Annotated in this window: 15 protein-coding genes; 13 read left to right on the top strand and 2 right to left on the bottom strand. The window is 59.1% G+C overall.

Annotated features, from left to right (window positions below):
* Positions 1–94: 94 nt before the first annotated feature.
* Together QD461_RS16030 and guaD are read left to right on the top strand one after the other, a co-directional pair.
* The gene (locus tag QD461_RS16030) at positions 95–1,333 is read left to right on the top strand and encodes a urate hydroxylase PuuD (protein WP_414088606.1); all 1,239 of its coding nucleotides are present in this window, start codon (positions 95–97) and stop codon (positions 1,331–1,333) included.
* A complete protein-coding gene (gene guaD, locus QD461_RS16025; protein ID WP_414088605.1) occupies positions 1,330–2,673 on the top strand; it encodes a guanine deaminase in 1,344 nt (447 codons plus the stop codon). Before QD461_RS16030 ends, guaD begins: the two co-directional genes overlap by 4 nt.
* A gap of 62 nt (positions 2,674–2,735) precedes the next feature.
* On the opposite strand, the gene bhcR is transcribed toward guaD, so the two are convergent.
* Positions 2,736–3,572: an HTH-type transcriptional regulator BhcR gene (bhcR, locus tag QD461_RS16020; protein WP_414088729.1), complete on the bottom strand. Its 837-nt coding sequence runs from the start codon at positions 3,570–3,572 to the stop codon at positions 2,736–2,738.
* Between the two features lie 185 nt (positions 3,573–3,757).
* Between bhcR and gcl the strand changes: the two genes are divergently transcribed.
* From gcl to QD461_RS15995, 5 genes are all read left to right on the top strand, one after another.
* Positions 3,758–5,542 carry a glyoxylate carboligase gene (gene gcl / locus QD461_RS16015; RefSeq protein WP_414088604.1) on the top strand — a complete coding sequence of 595 codons (1,785 nt, stop codon included), beginning with the start codon at positions 3,758–3,760 and terminating at the stop codon, positions 5,540–5,542.
* 12 nt (positions 5,543–5,554) lie between these two features.
* Positions 5,555–6,370, top strand: a complete 816-nt coding sequence (hyi, locus tag QD461_RS16010; protein ID WP_414088603.1) for a hydroxypyruvate isomerase — start codon at positions 5,555–5,557, stop codon at positions 6,368–6,370.
* Between the two features lie 5 nt (positions 6,371–6,375).
* Positions 6,376–7,260 (top strand): 2-hydroxy-3-oxopropionate reductase, encoded by an 885-nt coding sequence (gene glxR / locus QD461_RS16005; RefSeq protein ID WP_414088602.1) that lies wholly within the window; start codon positions 6,376–6,378, stop codon positions 7,258–7,260.
* Between the two features lie 117 nt (positions 7,261–7,377).
* On the top strand, positions 7,378–8,646 hold the full coding sequence (locus tag QD461_RS16000) for a glycerate kinase type-2 family protein (RefSeq protein ID WP_414088601.1): 1,269 nt from the start codon (positions 7,378–7,380) through the stop codon (positions 8,644–8,646).
* Positions 8,647–9,152: 506 nt separating this feature from the next.
* The gene (locus QD461_RS15995) at positions 9,153–10,781 is read left to right on the top strand and encodes an MFS transporter (protein WP_414088600.1); all 1,629 of its coding nucleotides are present in this window, start codon (positions 9,153–9,155) and stop codon (positions 10,779–10,781) included.
* A 276-nt stretch (positions 10,782–11,057) separates the two neighbouring features.
* Here QD461_RS15995 and QD461_RS15990 read toward each other — a convergent pair whose 3' ends face one another.
* On the bottom strand, positions 11,058–12,707 hold the full coding sequence (locus QD461_RS15990) for a dihydroxyacetone kinase subunit DhaK (protein WP_414088599.1): 1,650 nt from the start codon (positions 12,705–12,707) through the stop codon (positions 11,058–11,060).
* A 245-nt stretch (positions 12,708–12,952) separates the two neighbouring features.
* On the opposite strand from QD461_RS15990, the gene QD461_RS15985 reads away from it, so the two are divergent.
* The 6 genes from QD461_RS15985 to QD461_RS15960 form a co-directional block, all read left to right on the top strand.
* Positions 12,953–13,300: a VOC family protein gene (locus QD461_RS15985; protein ID WP_414088598.1), complete on the top strand. Its 348-nt coding sequence runs from the start codon at positions 12,953–12,955 to the stop codon at positions 13,298–13,300.
* Between the two features lie 27 nt (positions 13,301–13,327).
* On the top strand, positions 13,328–13,723 hold the full coding sequence (locus QD461_RS15980) for a VOC family protein (RefSeq protein ID WP_414088597.1): 396 nt from the start codon (positions 13,328–13,330) through the stop codon (positions 13,721–13,723).
* Positions 13,724–13,941: 218 nt separating this feature from the next.
* Positions 13,942–14,757 carry a transporter substrate-binding domain-containing protein gene (locus tag QD461_RS15975; RefSeq protein WP_184705945.1) on the top strand — a complete coding sequence of 272 codons (816 nt, stop codon included), beginning with the start codon at positions 13,942–13,944 and terminating at the stop codon, positions 14,755–14,757.
* Positions 14,758–14,892: 135 nt separating this feature from the next.
* Positions 14,893–15,561: an amino acid ABC transporter permease gene (locus QD461_RS15970; protein WP_414088596.1), complete on the top strand. Its 669-nt coding sequence runs from the start codon at positions 14,893–14,895 to the stop codon at positions 15,559–15,561.
* Positions 15,548–16,270 carry an amino acid ABC transporter ATP-binding protein gene (locus QD461_RS15965; protein ID WP_184705941.1) on the top strand — a complete coding sequence of 241 codons (723 nt, stop codon included), beginning with the start codon at positions 15,548–15,550 and terminating at the stop codon, positions 16,268–16,270. The genes QD461_RS15970 and QD461_RS15965 overlap by 14 nt, the downstream gene beginning before the upstream one ends.
* A gap of 124 nt (positions 16,271–16,394) precedes the next feature.
* Positions 16,395–16,714: transposase (locus tag QD461_RS15960; RefSeq protein WP_414088595.1), on the top strand; the 320-nt coding region annotated here is incomplete at its 3' end.

Here is a 16,714-nt window from a genome sequence, read left to right as displayed (position 1 = left end):
TATAGATTTTTTTGAAAGTGTTGCGGATTCCCCGGGATTTTCGTGAAAATCGAGCGATGGCAAACAATCCCATGGAAATCGGGAGGGAGTTCCCATGTATGAATATGCCATCGCCTGGGACTGGCTGACCTTTGCCGTCCGTTGGCTGCACGTTATCACAGCAATCGCCTGGATCGGCTCGTCATTCTATTTCGTGGCGCTCGACCTTGGCCTGAAGAAGCACCCTGCCCTGCCGCCAGGCGCCTACGGCGAAGAATGGCAGGTTCATGGCGGCGGCTTCTACCATATCCAAAAGTATCTGGTGGCGCCGGCCAATATGCCGAACCACCTCGTCTGGTTCAAATGGGAAAGCTACGTCACCTGGATGTCCGGTTTCGGCATGCTCTGTCTCGTCTATTATGCCGGGGCGGACCTCTATATGATCGACCCGGCTGTGCTCGACGTATCGAAGCCGGTCGCCATCGCCATTTCGCTGGCATCGATCGCCGGCGGCTGGATCATGTATGACCTGATCTGCAAGTCGCCCTTCGGCAATGACAATACGCGGCTGATGGTGGCGCTCTACTTCATTCTGGTGGCGGTAGCCTGGGGCTATACGCACCTGTTCACCGGTCGCGCCGCCTTTCTGCATCTTGGCGCGTTTACCGCGACCATCATGTCCGCCAACGTGTTCTTCATCATCATTCCGAACCAGAAGATCGTGGTCGCTGACCTCATTGCCGGCCGCAAACCAGATCCGAAATACGGCCGAATCGCTAAGCAGCGCTCGACCCACAACAATTATCTGACGCTGCCAGTCCTGTTCCTGATGCTGTCGAACCACTATCCGCTGGCTTTCGGCACGCAGTTCAACTGGATCATCGCCTCGCTTGTCTTCCTGATGGGCGTGACGATCCGACACTGGTTCAACACCCGTCATGCCGACGCCGGCAAGCCGACCTGGACATGGATCGTCACCGTCATCCTCTTCATCGCTATCATGTGGCTTTCGACCGTTCCGAAAATTCTGACCGGCGAGCCGGTCACGAAGCTTTCGGCGATCCAGCAGCCCTTCGTCGAGGCTCAGGCCTTTCCGAAAGTTCGCGACACCATCATGGGGCGCTGCTCTATGTGTCATGCGAAGGAGCCGAGCTGGGAGGGCATCATCGCCCCTCCGAAGGGCGTCGTCTTCGAGACCGATCGCGATATAGCAGCCCATGCCCGTGAAATCTATCTGCAGGCGGGCCGAAGCCACGCCATGCCGCCGGCCAATGCCTCGCACATTACCGACGAGGAGCGCCGCCTGCTCGTTTCCTGGTATGAAAATGCTGTCAATGGGGAGAAAACCCAATGAATGAAGTTCTCATCCGTGGCCGCGTCCTGACCTTCCTTGCCGAACCGCAAGGCATCGATGACACCGCATCCTATCGCTATATCGAGGATGGCGCCGTTTTTGTCCGCGGCGGAAAGATCGTTGAGATCGGCCCCTATGGCGAAATAAGCAAGCTTTCCGGTGCCGATATCAGTATTGCCGATCATCGACCGAACCTCATTCTACCCGGCCTTATCGATACGCATCTGCATTTCCCGCAGACGCAGGCGATTGCGTCTTATGGCGCGCAGCTGCTTGAATGGCTGAACACCTACATTTTCGTCGAGGAGCAGAAATTCGCCCGCGCCGCGCATGCGGCCGAGGTGGCCGACCGTTTCATGGACGAACTCCTGTCGAACGGCACGACGACGGCGGTTGCCTATTGCTCGGTGCATCCGGAAAGCGTTGACGCCTATTTTGCGGCGGCCAAAGCACGCGGCATGTGCATGATCGGCGGCAAGGTGATGATGGATCGCAATGCGCCGGACGCGCTGCGTGACACGCCGCAGCGCGGATATGACGAGACAAAGCGGCTTATCGAGAAATGGCACGGCCGCGGTCGGGCGCATTATGCGATCAGCCCGCGCTTTGCCATCACCTCGACGCCCGAACAGATGGAGATGAGCAAGGCGCTCGTCGCCGAGCATCCCGACTGCTACGTCCAAACGCATCTTTCAGAAAATCGGGATGAGATCGCCTTTACGACCTCTCTTTACCCCGAGGCGAAAGACTATACGGACATCTATGCCCGCTATGGTCTGCTCAACGAGCGCACGCTGCTCGGCCATTGTATCCATATGAGCGAGCGAGAAGTTGCCGTTCTGGCCGAAACCGGAGCGGTCGGCGTGTTCTGCCCGACATCGAACCTCTTCCTCGGCTCCGGTCTCTTCAATGCCGCACAGTTCGACAAGCTCGGTGCGCGCTGGTCGGTCGCGACGGATGTCGGCGCCGGCACCAGCTTCTCGATGCTCGAAACCATGGACGAAGCCTATAAGGTTCTGCATCTGCAGGGCCAGCGACTGACGCCGTTCAATTCCTTCTACCGCATGACGCGCGGCAATGCGCTCGCGCTCGGACTGGAACGACAGATCGGCTCGCTGCAGGCGGGCGCGGATGCCGATATCGTCGTGCTCGATTCCGGCGCGAAGTCGGCGATGGAATTCCGTATGCGCACCGTAACCTCGCTCGCCGAGGAGCTCTTCATTCTTCAAACCATGGGCGACGACCGTTGCATCGCCGAAGTCTATGTTGCCGGAAAAGCGATGAAGACCAAAAACAACAAGCCGGCGACAATGGCTCAAGCGTCACTTCAGCTTGCCTGACAATTGATGCGGCGGCCCACCAACACCGTCGTCTCCGTCATCGGAGGCGACGGTGAAGGCATTCAGGCGCGTTTCGAACGTCCACCCATGGCCTTCGTCAACCCTTCGGCCGCAGCCCGCACGATCGGACCGAGCGCATGGACCTTCTCGTCCGGCAAGCGCACAGCCGGCCCTGAAACGGAGATTCCTGCAACGGCGTCGCCATATTCGTCGAAGATCGGCGCCGCCACACAGCGCATGCCGAGCGTGTGTTCCTCGTCATCGATCGACCAGCCGCGCGAGCGGATCTCGGTGAGGTCCTTTAGCAGAGCAGGGAGCGTATCGCGGGTTTTCTCCGTGAAATGCTGGAGCGTGCGTTCGCCAAGTGCAGCCTCGATCCGGCTGTCCGGCCAGGTCGAAATGATCGCCTTGCCAATACCGGAGGCATGGATTGGCCCGCGCCGGCCGGGCCGGAAAAAGGCGCGCATCGGCGCATGGCTTTCCGCCTGAGAGATGAAAACGACGTCGCCATCCTCCTCGATGGCGATATTGGCCGTCTCACCGGTTTCCTCCATCAGTTGCTTCAGGAACGGCCTGCTGATCGTGCTGAGCTTGCGGAAGCGCAAGTAAGCCGTTCCAATCTCGAAGGCCTTGACCCCGATGGTCCACGCGCCGGTTTCGCTATCATGCGCCACCATGCCGTGCTGGGCGAGAGATGTCAGCAGTCGATGCACCGTAGACGGCGCCATGGCTGATTGATCGGCAAGGTCGGTCAAAACAGCGCCGTCTGCCTCAGCCACAAGCTCCAGAAGCTTCAAACTGCGATCCAGCACCTGGACGGACGAAGCCGCCGCATTCTCGGCTGGTTTTCGACCCGGCCGGCCCCTGGTCTTTTCCCGATTTTCCACCACGATTTCCATTCCCGATCGAACCCGCGCTGCGCCTTTTGGCGCAGTCTGCTTCGGTTTCATGACATATCCGCTTAGTCTCGATTGTTCCAGATTTGTTGAAAATGTTTATTTCCATATAATGGGATTGATTTCCATTTTATGATTGCGCTTGCTGGCATATGCGCTACCTTCGATACAGAAACGGAGGAATTCCCATGGCAAAGATGCGAGCAGTCGATGCTGCAGTGTTGGTTCTGGAGAAGGAGGGCATCCATTGCGCCTTCGGCGTTCCCGGCGCTGCGATCAACCCCTTCTATTCGGCGATGAAAGCCCGCGGCTCGATCCGCCATGTGCTTGCCCGTCATGTTGAAGGCGCAAGCCACATGGCCGAGGGTTATACCCGCGCGCGCGCCGGCAATATCGGTGTCTGCATCGGAACATCCGGCCCGGCCGGTACCGACATGATCACCGGCCTTTATTCGGCTTCGGCCGATTCAATTCCGATTCTTTGCATTACGGGTCAGGCGCCGCGCGCGCGCCTCGATAAGGAGGATTTTCAGGCCGTCGACATCGCCAAGATCGCAGCACCGGTCACCAAATGGGCCGTAACCGTCATGGAGCCGGCACTCGTTCCCTTTGTCTTCCAGAAGGCACTTCATACGATGCGCTCCGGCCGTCCAGGACCTGTCCTGATCGATCTGCCGGTTGACGTCCAGCTCGCTGAAATCGAGTTCGACATCGACACCTATGCCCCGCTTGAACCCTACAAGCCGTCGGCGACGCGGGCGCAGGCTGAAAAGGCACTTGCCATGCTCAATGCAGCCGAGCGGCCCTTGATCGTTGCCGGCGGTGGCATCATCAATGCCGACGCTTCCGATCTCCTGGTCGAGTTCGCCGAGATCACCGGTGTTCCGGTCATCCCGACATTGATGGGCTGGGGCACAATCCCCGACGATCATCCGCTGATGGTCGGCATGTGCGGGCTGCAGACATCGCATCGCTACGGCAATGCCACGCTGCTCGCCTCGGACTTCGTGCTTGGCATCGGCAATCGCTGGGCAAACCGTCATACAGGAAATGTCTCGACCTATACCGAGGGCCGGACCTTCGTGCATGTCGACATCGAGCCGACCCAGATCGGCCGTGTGTTCGCGCCAGATTTCGGTATCGTCTCGGATGCCGGCGCTGCGCTGAAGCTCTTCCTCGACGTCGCCACCGAATGGAAGACCGCCGGCAAGCTGCGCGACTGGTCGGCCTGGGCTGAGGAGTGCCGCGACCGCAAGCGCACAATGCTGCGCAAGACGCATTTCGACCAGACACCGCTGAAGCCGCAGCGCGTCTACGAGGAGATGAACAAGGCTTTTGATCGCGACACCTGCTATGTCTCGACCATCGGGCTCAGCCAGATCGCTGGCGCGCAGTTCCTGCATGTCTACAAGCCGCGCAACTGGATCAATTGCGGCCAGGCCGGCCCGCTCGGCTGGACGCTGCCGGCAGCGCTCGGCGTGCGTGCTGCAGATCCGGACCGTCCGATCGTCGCTCTGTCCGGCGATTACGACTTCCAGTTCCTCATCGAGGAATTGGCCGTTGGTGCCCAGCATAAGTTGCCCTATCTGCATGTCGTCGTGAACAATTCCTACCTCGGCCTCATTCGCCAGGCCCAGCGCGGCTTCAACATGGATTTCGAGGTCAGCCTCGCCTTCGACAATATCAACGCCACGGACGGCGCAGAGCCGGGTTACGGGGTCGACCATGTCGCGGTTGCCGAGGGTCTCGGTTGCAAGGCCATCCGCGTGCGCAGCCCGAACGAATTCCAGGAGGCATTCACGACAGCCAAAAAGCTCATGGCCGAACATCAGGTTCCTGTCGTCATCGAGTTCATTCTGGAGCGTGTCACCAACATCGCCATGGGCGCCGACATCAATGCCGTCGTCGAGTTCGAGGAACTTGCCGAGCGGGGCGAGGACGCCCCGACCGCGACCCTTGCCTTGCTGGACTAAAGGAGACATCCCATGCCGAAATTTGCGGCCAATCTGACCATGCTTTTCAACGAGGCCCCCTTCCTCGAGCGCTTCGCACTCGCAGCCAAGGCCGGTTTCGAGGGCGTCGAGTATCTCTTCCCCTATGATTTCGAGAGGGACGCGCTTCGCGCCGAGCTCGATCGTCATGGCCTTACCCAGGTGCTGCACAACCTGCCGGCCGGCAATTGGGCTGGCGGCGAGCGCGGGATTGCAATCTTCCCCGATCGTATCGACGAGTTCCGCCGCGGTGTCGCCTCTGCGATCGACTATGCAACGGCGCTTGGCTGCAGCCAGGTCAACTGCCTCTCAGGCATCGCTCCGTCTGGCATGTCCAACGAGATCTTGCGCACGACCTTCGTCGCCAACCTCAGCTATGCCGCAGCCGAATTGGGCAAGCACGGAATTCGCCTGTTGATCGAGCCGATCAACCACTTCGACATTCCGGGTTTTTATCTGAACACGCCCGATCAGGCCGCTTCGATCATAGCGGAGGTCGGCAGCGACAACCTGTTCATTCAATATGACCTCTATCATCAGCAGCGCACCGAGGGTGAGCTGATCGGCACGTTCAAGAAGCATCAGGCCCAGATCGCCCATGTGCAGCTTGCCGACAATCCCGGTCGCAACGAACCGGGTACCGGCGAGATCGCCTATCCCTTCGTCTTCAACGCACTCGATGCGCTCGGCTATGACGGCTGGATCGGCTGCGAATACAAGCCACGCACCACGACCGAGGCAGGGCTCGGCTGGTTTGCGACCGCCGGCCGCCAGGCCGAAAGCGCCGCTATTCTCACTATCAGGAGCTAAGAACCATGGCACATATCGGATTTATCGGCCTCGGCATCATGGGAACGCCCATGGCTCGTCACCTGCAGGATGCCGGCCACACCGTCATCACCTCCAAGTTCGCGATTGCGCCGCGTCAGGAATTACTCGACCACGGCCTGCAGATCGTCGAGACACCAAAAGCGCTCGCCGAAACCGTCGACACCATCATCTTGATGCTGCCGGATACGCCCGAGGTCAAGGATGTCCTCTTCGGCGAAAACGGTGTCGCCTATGGTCTATCGAAAGGCAAGCTCGTCATCGACATGAGCTCAATCTCACCGATCGAGACCAAGGAATTCGCCAGGAAGGTTCGCGAAACCGGTGCCGAATATATCGACGCGCCTGTTTCCGGTGGAGAGGTCGGCGCAAAAAATGCCTCGCTCTCGATCATGGCCGGTGGCTCCGAGGCAAGCTTCGAACGGGCGCTGCCGCTCCTTCAACTGATGGGCAAGAACATTACGCTCGTCGGCGATTGCGGCGACGGCCAGGTCACCAAGGTCGCCAACCAGATCATCGTCGCACTGACGATCGAGGCGGTATCCGAGGCTCTCGTCTTCGCTTCCAAGGCCGGAGCCGATCCGGCGCGTGTGCGCGCCGCGCTGATGGGTGGCTTTGCTTCGTCGCGCATCCTCGAAGTGCATGGCGAGCGCATGATCAAGCGCACCTTTGAGCCCGGCTTCCGCATCTCGTTGCATCAGAAGGACCTGAACCTCGCGCTGCAGGGTGCAAAGGCGCTTGGCGTCTCACTACCCAACACTGCCTTGACACAGGAGCTCTTCAACCAATGCGCCGCCAATGGCGATAGCGGGCTCGACCACTCCGGCCTGGTCAAGGCGCTGGAGCGCATGGCGAACCATCCCGTCGCCTAAAGCACCATCAGGAAAATTGCTGAGCGGTTTTCCGACCTGAATGCGTACCCAAACTGAAATAGAGCGTTTTCGCGCTTCGCCGGAAAGGCGAAAACGCTCTGGAATGTGAGAAGCTCGATGCCGCCCATTTCCGATCCTCGCGCCTTTCTGGAAAAGTTGTTTTATGCAGCAGTGGCTGCTGCCGATCCGGACAAGGCGCTTGTCGCCCATCTGCCGGAAAAGCCGAAGGGTCGTACGGTGGTCGTCGGCGCGGGTAAAGGGGCGGCGCAAATGGCGCGCGCCTTCGAGCGCCTTTGGGATGCGCCACTTTCCGGTGTCGTCGTAACGCGCTACGGTTATGCCGTCCGATGCGAGCGTATCGAGGTTCTTGAAGCAGCGCATCCTGTGCCGGACGAAAGCGGTCTGCTCGCAGCGGAGCGGCTGATGGCGGCGGTGAGCGGCCTCACCGAAGACGATCTGGTCGTCGCCCTCATCTGCGGCGGCGGCTCGGCATTGCTGCCGGCTCCGGCCGGCGATCTCACGCTTGCCGACGAGGTCGCCGTCAACCGCGCGCTGCTTGCCTCCGGTGCGCCGATCAGCGCCATGAACGCCATGCGCAAGCAGGTCTCGCGTATCAAGGGCGGCCGTCTGGCCGCTCTTGCCTATCCCGCCCGCGTAGTCTCTCTCGTCGTTTCCGATATTCCGGGCGACAATCCGGCGCTGGTCGCCTCCGGCCCCACCATTGCCGATACAGCCACGCGTGCCGAAGCACTCGAGATCATAGACCGCTACCGGCTCGACTTGCCGGAAGCCGTCACACGCCATATCGCAAATGGCATTGGCGAACCACCTTTACCATCAGATCCCCGCTTTGTGCGAAACGAGGTCAAGCTGGTCGCTTCGGCCGCCATCGCTCTTGAGGCTGCCGCCGGTGTCGCACGCAATGCCGGCGTCGAACCCATCATCCTTTCGGACGCCATCGAAGGCGAAGCATCCGAAGTCGGCCGCCAACATGCAGCGATCGTGGCCAAAATCTCAAAGCGAGGCCTAGCGCCGCAAAGCCCTGTCCTCATCCTGTCGGGCGGCGAGACTACGGTGACAATCAAGGGCAAGGGCAAGGGCGGCCGCAACAGCGAGTTCCTGCTGTCTCTGGCTTGCGCCATATCCGGCCAGGAGGGAGTTTCGGCACTTGCAGCCGACACCGACGGTATCGACGGTTCGGAAGACAATGCCGGCGCCTTTGCCGACGGCACCACCGTCTCGCGACTTGCAGCTCAAGGAAAAGACGCCGTCGACTTTCTTGATCGCAACGACAGTTGGTCGGCCTTTGACGCGCTTGGTGACCTTTTCGTAAGCGGCCCGACCGGCACGAACGTCAACGATTTCCGCGCAATCCTTTTGCAATAGGCTGTCGACCTCCAAGGTCGTGGCGACATGCGAGCTACTTCAGGCTGCCCCCTCTCCCGCCGATCACAACATATCGGGCGAGGAGAGAACAGCTGGTAGGTCTAGATCGCCCGACAGGGCGACGAGCACATTCCTTGAACAAATTACGAACTCGCGGTCGGTGATATTCCTGTCGCCAGGACGCTTCCAGCGCCGTTCGCCGCCGCTCATGAATAGCCCATCAAGCATTTCCATCACGCAGAAGAGGTATAGGAGAGCCATGAGGCACGTCCGGCTTCAGGGCGCTGACGGCTTTGACAGGGCAGGATCCGCCCTCACCCATGACTGAAACATGCCGGATGCTGCTCGGCGTCGCATGATTTCGCCATCTTCGCCGAGAATATTATTCCAAAATCGTTTCGGAATTTAGCAAATCACTATACGCTTCGTGTCGACTCGGCTGCGCTTGCCCTTGAGCGACTTTGCTGCGCCCGCCGAGCAAGACAATCCTGTGAAGAAAAGTCGACATGCCCAAAAGAACTTCGCCGCTCGTCGCGTTTCAGTCCAAGACCTTCCGCTCACTCTGGTCTGCAACGCTCATCTCCAATCTTGGCGGGCTGGTCGAAGGTGTCGGCGCGGCGTGGCTCATGACCAGTCTCGCCACCTCCCATGGCATGGTCGCACTGGTCCAATCCTCCACGACCCTGCCTGTGATGATCTTTTCGCTTGCCGCAGGGGCCCTTGCCGATAACTACGATCGCCGGCGGATTATGCTGATCGCACAGATGCTGATGCTCAGCGTGTCGGCAACGCTGGCCGTACTGTCCTATACCAATGCCCTGACGCCCTGGCTGTTGCTCTGTTTCACCTTTCTGATCGGCTGCGGCGGCGCCCTCCACAATCCCTCTTGGCAGGCTTCGATGGGCGATGTCGTGCCACGCGACCATCTGCCGGGCGCTGTCGCGCTCAACAGTATGAGCTATAATCTCATGCGCAGCATCGGACCGGCCATCGGCGGCGTCATCGTCGCGGCCGCAGGTGCCGCCTTCGCGTTTCTCTTCAACGTCTTCTGTTATTTCGCTCTTATCATAACGCTCTGGCGCTGGAAGAAGACACCCGCGCGCAATGCGCTGCCGCGCGAGCCCTTCGGCAGTGCGATGTCTGCCGGGTTCCGCTATGTCCTGATGTCGCCCAATCTTCTCAAGGTTATGTGCCGCAGCTTCGTCTTTGGTTTGACGGCCATCGTGATCCTGGCGCTGCTGCCTCTGGTCGCGCGCGATCATGTGCACGGAACGGCCATCACCTACGGCATCATGCTCGGCTTCTTCGGCTTCGGCGCCATCTGCGGCGCGCTCCTGATCGGCCGCATTCGCGACCTATTGAGCAACGAATGGGTGATCCGCTGCGCGTTCTTCACGCTGGCGGTCAGCTGCTTCCTCCTCGCTCTTAGCCATCAGGTATGGTTGAGCTGTCTTCTTCTTATGCCGGCCGGCGTCGCCTGGGTACAGGCCTTCTCCCTATTCAACGTCACGGTTCAGCTGTCGACGCCGCGTTGGGTGGTCGGCCGCGCGCTCTCGCTCTACCAGACTGCCACTTTCGGCGGCATGGCAATGGGAAGCTGGCTCTGGGGCGAGATCGCCGATAGCCATGGCGTCACCGGCGCGCTTGTCATCGCAAGTGTTACCCTGGCCATCGGCGGCCTGCTCGGCCTTGCCCTGCGTCAGCCGGATTTCGAGTCGCTTAATCTCGACCCGACAAACACCTTCAGCGAACCGCAATTGCAACTGGATCTCCGCTCAAGGAGCGGCCCGATCCTTGTCATGGTGGACTACAGCATCGACCAGGACGACGTGCCTGAATTCCTTGCCGTCATGGCCCAGCGCCGCAGGATGCGGATCCGGGATGGCGCAAAGCAATGGTCGTTGCTGCGCGATCTGGAAAAGCCCAACACCTGGACCGAAAGCTATCATCTGCCGACCTGGATCGACTATGTCCGGCACAGCCAGCGTCAGACGCACGCCGATGTCGACGTTTCGGAGCGCCTCGAAGCGCTGCATCGTGGCAGCGAACCGCCTGCTATCCACCACATGATCGAGCGGCAGACGGTGCCAAGACATGACGACATGCCACTGAAGCCATATCTCGACGCGACATGAGGGCCGGAGCCGGCGCAACTTCACGACGAGTTCAGGCGTGATCACCCGCTGAACATCACGACATTCTTTGAATGAGAAGTGGTCGCACTTGGCACCGATCACGAATTAATGGTGGCACTCCAATTGCCCCGTACTGCGATGCAAGAAAGATGGTCCGATTTTTGTCCGTTTTTTCCGCCTCGTAGAGCGCGACCGCCCTTTGATTATCGGCATAGAAGCAAGGGAGAGCTTCGTCGAAGCCATGCTTTGTCCACACCGGCGGCAACGAGCAAGAGATTATCGATCCAAATCCCCTGCAGAGGCGGCAAGCGCCTCGAAGATGCGCGCGATCGCCTCAGCACCCGGATCGGCAATTCCCTCAAGGGACCGTGCCTCAAGATAGGATGAGCGACCGGCATTGGCTTGTGTCATGGCTGCGGTGGCATCCGCTCCGCGCCGCGCGGCGCTGGCGGCCGACGCCGAGCCCTCTCCCTTTGCGAGGGCAGCAAGGGCCGGCGAAAGCGCGTCAACCATCGTGCGATCTCCCGGCTTGGCCCCACCATATTGCTGCATTGCCTGCAAGCCTTCTGAAAGAGCCGCGACCCAGTCCTTCGATTGCCGATAGGCATCTGCGCTGCGCGCCATCATGATGGCGAACAGGACGCCACTCGAGCCGCCCATGGCCTTGCGCTTGAGGTCGCTGAGGGCAGAGAACAATGCGGCTCCGTCGGCAAAGGGGAGCCTGTCGATTGCAGCCTTTACCGCTCTTGCGGCTCCGGCAAAGGTATTGCCGGTATCCCCATCGCCAACCTTGGCGTCAAGCGCGTTGATATCCGCCTCCATGGCAAGGCAGGTTTCAATGATCGTCTCGACAACGGCGCGCACAGGGGCATCGGCGGACGCCACAAAAACTTCCCCTGCGTCGACTTTTGGTGCGGCAACCGGCTCGACTTTGTGAAGCCTTTCAAACCTTGGAAAATAGGGGGAAGCCGTCGGCGATGTCAGGAACGTCTCGCGCTCACTCGTCAATTCGAGCAGCGAGATCGAAAAGCCGGGCATTTCGAGCGCCGTCATGACGGGAGCCGGCCCTGCGACATAGCGAAGCTTCGGGCGCAGCGTCGATTTCATCAGGTCCGAGAAAAGCACCAGGCATTCTAGATTGGAAAGGCCGCCGAGATTGTTGAAAATTACCGCATAGTCGACACCAGGCTTCAGCCGCGGCGTAAGGCGCAATACCAGATCGTCGATCAACACGCTTGAGCTTTTGGGTGCCGCGATCTCCACGCCAGGCTCGCCGTGGATCCCCAACCCGATCTCGACCTCGTCTACTCCTATCCGCTCGACCTTCGGACTGCCCGGTACGGCGCAGGTATCGCGCGCCGCACCGATCGTGACGATCCCGCGATTTGCCTGCTCGACAATGGCGACAATCTCCTCCAGGCCAGCGCCGGCCCGTGCCAGATGTCCGGCAATCTTGTGAACGAACAGGGTGCCGGCAATGCCGCGTGGCTGCCGCGACTGAGATGTCGCCAGATCATCCGCAACGATGATCATCTGCACCTTGAGCCCAAGCGCCTTGGCTTTTTCGGCAGCAAGACCGAAATTCAGCCAGTCACCGGTGTAATTCTTGACGACGAGCAGGCAGCCGGCATCTCCGGTTACCGCAACGATACCTGCGAGGACGGCATCCACGCTCGGAGAGGCAAAGACTTCGCCGCAAACCGCAGCCGTCAACAGGCCATCCGCCACCAATCCGGCATGGGAAGGTTCATGACCGGAGCCGCCGCCGGAAACAATGGCAACATCCGATTTATGCCAGTCTGCCCGCAGGACCACCCTTGCGCTGCTGTCCGGTGAGAACCGCACCAGCCGCCCGCCACTTGCCGCAATCAACCCATCGATCGCTTCAGAAACGAGATCTTCCTTACGGTTCAAAAAGCTGCGCACGTCCACTCTCCCAGTTCGATGCCGTAGCAATGACGACACATAATGCAACCATCATCAGCCTAGCACGGGTGTTTCCACCTGGTCGACCCGCAGGAGCCGGCGCCGCACCGCTCGCCTTGCTCTAACCGAAGCAGAAGCGTCGATTGCCTCCGTCGCTACGCTGTTTCATCATCGCCAGTCACGCGTAATCCTTCTGCAATTTGCAGGCGATAGTGGACAGAAAACCTGGTTCGGTGGAGTCGAAATTGATCACGCGCTCTATTGGTGCAGTCTTCATTCCTGTCCGCGAAATTATCTCGGCACGAGCATGGTATGCCCGCCTGCTCGAGATCGCCCCCATCGGCGAGATCGCCCATGGCCATCTCTGGCGCGTGCCCATGGTCGGCGAAACGAATCTCGTGCTGGACAGCAAGGCGTTTGTCGGCCCGCAGGATGCCAAGCCGATCTTCTATTTCAAGACCGCAAATCTGAAAGGCGCGCATGATCATTGCCGAGCGCTGCCGGTTCTTGCGCTCTCCGCAATCCGCGACGACGTCTTCTTCACATTCAAGGATCTCGACGGGAACCTTCTGATGATAGCTGACGTCATCTAGCCTCAATTCGCCAAGGAGCAATCCTTCATGTCGCTGCGCCCCGCCGAAACCTGCCTCATTTTCCATGTCCTCGATCTCGACCGGACGGAGGCATTCTATCACGCTCTGTTCGGCCTTACGTTCGAACGGCATCAGGCGGTGAACCAGAATTTCATCTTCACCCGCCTGTCGGCTGACTTCAGCATGAGCTTCATGCTCGGTGAACCTTGCCCGGGCCGTCATCCATTTCCGACTTTCACTTTATCCGGCAAGCAGATGCATGCCGTCATCGAAGAGCTGGGGCGACAAGGCGGACATCTGCTCGATCCTGTTTCACCTGCACCCTACGGCCTTGGAGCCGTCCTTGCCGATCCGGACGGCTATCGCATCGGGCTCTACCAGCCGATAACCTTACCGTCACCATTGCAAAATGATACCGCGTGAGGATCGGCAGAGCAGCGCCAGCGTGACTGCTTTACGGCTGCGCCTTGAGCGAGATGATCACATTCGCCCACGCTAATAAATTGTTTCTGCTTGCTCTTGACCCCGCAAACAATGTCGTTGAATATTTCCCAGGGAGAGGCTTGCAGTCTAATTTTACGCGCCTTCTGAATTGGCGCGCAGGCGCAAGGGCATGATCTCCCACCAAAAGGAGAGCCCCCTTGAAAAGCAAATCGTCTATCGTTTTGGTCGCTACAGTGGCTTCCGCTCTTGCCGCAATATTTGGTGGAACGTCCGTTGCCATCGCTCAGGATGCGGCTACAAGCATCGTGGTCGGTGCCGATACAACTTTTCCACCCTTCGAAACGGAGAAGGATGGTGTCGTCACCGGATTTGATATTGACATGATCAATGCAATCGCCAAAGCCGAGAACTTAACCGTCTCCCTGAAAACGCTACCGTTCAACGGGCTCGTTCCAAGCCTGCAGGCCGGCTCGATCGACGCGGCAGTCGCAGGCATCACAATCAAGACCAGTCGACTGAAGAATGCCAATTTCAGCGATGCCTACTACAAATCCGGCCTTTCGGTCCTGGTGAAAAAAGGATCGGACATCAAGAGCTTTGACGACCTCAAGGGCCACGTCGTCGCAACCAAGAAGGCAACCTCTTCAGTCGACTATCTGACCGGCCACGGCTTTTCATCCGATTACATCAAGCAGTTCCAGAATATCGACGCGGCCTATCAAGCGCTTGCAACCGGCGGCGCGGATGCCGTCATCTTCGATAACCCCGTCAATGTCGATTTCAAATCCAAACACGACAATGTCGAGACTGTCGGACCGCTGCTGACAGGCGAATATTACGGCATCGCCCTCAGCAAGTCGAAGCCGGAACTCGTCGACAAGATCAATGATGGGCTCGCCAAAATCCGCAAGAGCGGTGAATATCATCAGCTCTTCGTGAAGTATTTCGGCGGCGATACGAGCGGCGAGGTCAATGATGTCGTTAAGCCAGACAAAGTGGCGCTTTCGGAATAAAATCAGCTGGCAGGATGCCGGCCAAAGATACCTCTACTCTCGAAAGTCCTATGATTGATCCGCAAGCCGCGCGGCACTTAATGCGTGCCGCGCGTCTGACCTGTCGTTGATAAATACAAAAACAAGGCACGGTTCATGGACGCCATCTGGCAAAATCTACCTGTCATCCTCAGCGGTCTGCTGCTGACGATCGAATATGCGATTGTCGCAATCATCCTCATGGTTATCATAGGGCTGATCGCGGCGCTCATGCGGCTTTCCAAGGTTGCGCCGCTCCGATGGATCGCCACAGCCTATGTGGAGATCTTCCGGTCGACACCATTGCTGGTCCAACTCTTCTTCATCGTATTGGGATTGCCGGCGATCCTGCCCGTCAATGCCTGGTTCGGACAGCTGACCTATCCAATTCTTGCCGCGGCCTTCACCCTCAGCCTGAATGAAGGCGCTTATGTCACCGAGATTGTCCGCGCCGGCATCCTGGGTGTCGACCGCGGACAGAAAGAGGCGGCAGCAAGCATTGCCATGAACGGCTTTCAGACGATGCGCTACATCGTCCTGCCGCAGGCCTTCAAGCGCATGATCCCGCCCCTGGTCAACCAGGCCGCCCAGACGATCAAAGACACCTCCCTTCTGGCGCCAGTCGGCATTGCGGAGCTAGTCTATAAGGGCGAGATCGTTATCTCCGAAACCTTCGCATCCTTCACGATATGGGGCTTCGTCGCGGCGCTTTATTTCGTCATGATCTTCTCCCTGTCGAAGTTCTCATCCTACATCGAGAGGAGGCTTCAAGTTGATAAGCGTTAAAGACCTTCACAAGTCCTTCGGGCAGCATGAGATCCTGAAAGGCATTACCACGCATGTGGAGAATAATGAGGTCGTCGTCGTCATCGGGCCATCCGGAAGTGGCAAGAGCACATTCCTGCGCTGCCTAAATGGGTTGGAGACGCCAACCAGCGGCGACATCGAAGTCGCCGGAATGATGCTGACCGACCCCAAAACCAATATCCACAAGCTGCGCCAGCATGTCGGCATGGTGTTTCAGCAATTCAATCTGTTCAAGCATCTGACGATCCTGGAAAACATCACGATCGGACCACGCAAGGTCAAGAAAGTCGCGCCCGAGGAGGCCGACCGCGTGGCACATGAATTGCTGGCAAAAGTCGGCCTGCGTGGAAAGGAGGCCAACTATCCCGACGAGCTTTCAGGCGGTCAGCAGCAACGCGTGGCCATCGCACGCGCGCTGGCGATGGGACCCGATGTGATGCTCTTTGACGAGCCCACCTCTGCACTCGATCCGGAAATGGTGGGTGAAGTGCTTCAGGTCATGAACGGCCTGGCGCGCGAAGGCATGACGATGGTCGTCGTAACCCATGAAATGGGGTTTGCCCGCGAGGTCGGTCATCGGGTGATCTTCATGGATCACGGCCAGATCCTCGAAGAGGGCGCGCCTCAGGAGCTGTTCTCCAATCCCCAGATGGATCGCACGAAGAACTTCCTGGCAAAGATACTCTAGGAAAGGCCCGCCTCACCAGCCTGTGTGAGAAGTCCGCCAAATCAATTAAAGTGGCCGCATTGGAAACGATGCGGCCATTTTCATGGGATTTGTTTCAGGGACTGATCGGGGTCAGAGGTCGCTATTGCCAGCGCGGATCGAGGATTACGTTGCCGCAGATGCCGCGGTGCGCGTGATCGATGCCTTTGTCGATGGGCTTGATGTTGCGCAGCTCGGCTTCAGGCGMGCGGTTGAGGCCTCGACAGGTCGTCCGCCCTACGATCGGCGTGATCTGCTGAAGCTCTACATCTACGGCTATTTTAACGAGGTGCGCTCATCCCGGCGGCTTGAGCGGGAATGCCGGCGTAATGTGGAGACGATGTGGCTGCTGGGTCAGGTTGCGCCGGACGTCAAGAAGGTGGGCGATTTCCGCCGCGACCACAGATGTATATTATACACATCTGA

The sequence above is a fragment of the Rhizobium sp. BR 314 genome (genome assembly GCF_047445805.1).
Classification (GTDB): Bacteria; Pseudomonadota; Alphaproteobacteria; order Rhizobiales; family Rhizobiaceae; genus Rhizobium; species Rhizobium lusitanum_B.
The sequence above is the reverse complement of the archived record's forward strand: the minus strand, read 5'-3'. Positions and strand labels throughout refer to the sequence as shown.

Bases quoted from the DNA above. Each gene is read 5' to 3' on its own strand.
- QD461_RS16030 (WP_414088606.1), top strand. From the start codon at position 95: ATGTATGAATATGCCATCGCCTGGGACTGGCTGACCTTTGCCGTCCGT.
- guaD (WP_414088605.1), top strand. From the start codon at position 1,330: ATGAATGAAGTTCTCATCCGTGGCCGCGTCCTGACCTTCCTTGCCGAA.
- bhcR (WP_414088729.1), bottom strand. From the start codon at position 3,572: ATGGAAATCGTGGTGGAAAATCGGGAAAAGACCAGGGGCCGGCCGGGT.
- gcl (WP_414088604.1), top strand. From the start codon at position 3,758: ATGGCAAAGATGCGAGCAGTCGATGCTGCAGTGTTGGTTCTGGAGAAG.
- hyi (WP_414088603.1), top strand. From the start codon at position 5,555: ATGCCGAAATTTGCGGCCAATCTGACCATGCTTTTCAACGAGGCCCCC.
- glxR (WP_414088602.1), top strand. From the start codon at position 6,376: ATGGCACATATCGGATTTATCGGCCTCGGCATCATGGGAACGCCCATG.
- QD461_RS16000 (WP_414088601.1), top strand. From the start codon at position 7,378: ATGCCGCCCATTTCCGATCCTCGCGCCTTTCTGGAAAAGTTGTTTTAT.
- QD461_RS15995 (WP_414088600.1), top strand. From the start codon at position 9,153: ATGCCCAAAAGAACTTCGCCGCTCGTCGCGTTTCAGTCCAAGACCTTC.
- QD461_RS15980 (WP_414088597.1), top strand. From the start codon at position 13,328: ATGTCGCTGCGCCCCGCCGAAACCTGCCTCATTTTCCATGTCCTCGAT.
- QD461_RS15970 (WP_414088596.1), top strand. From the start codon at position 14,893: ATGGACGCCATCTGGCAAAATCTACCTGTCATCCTCAGCGGTCTGCTG.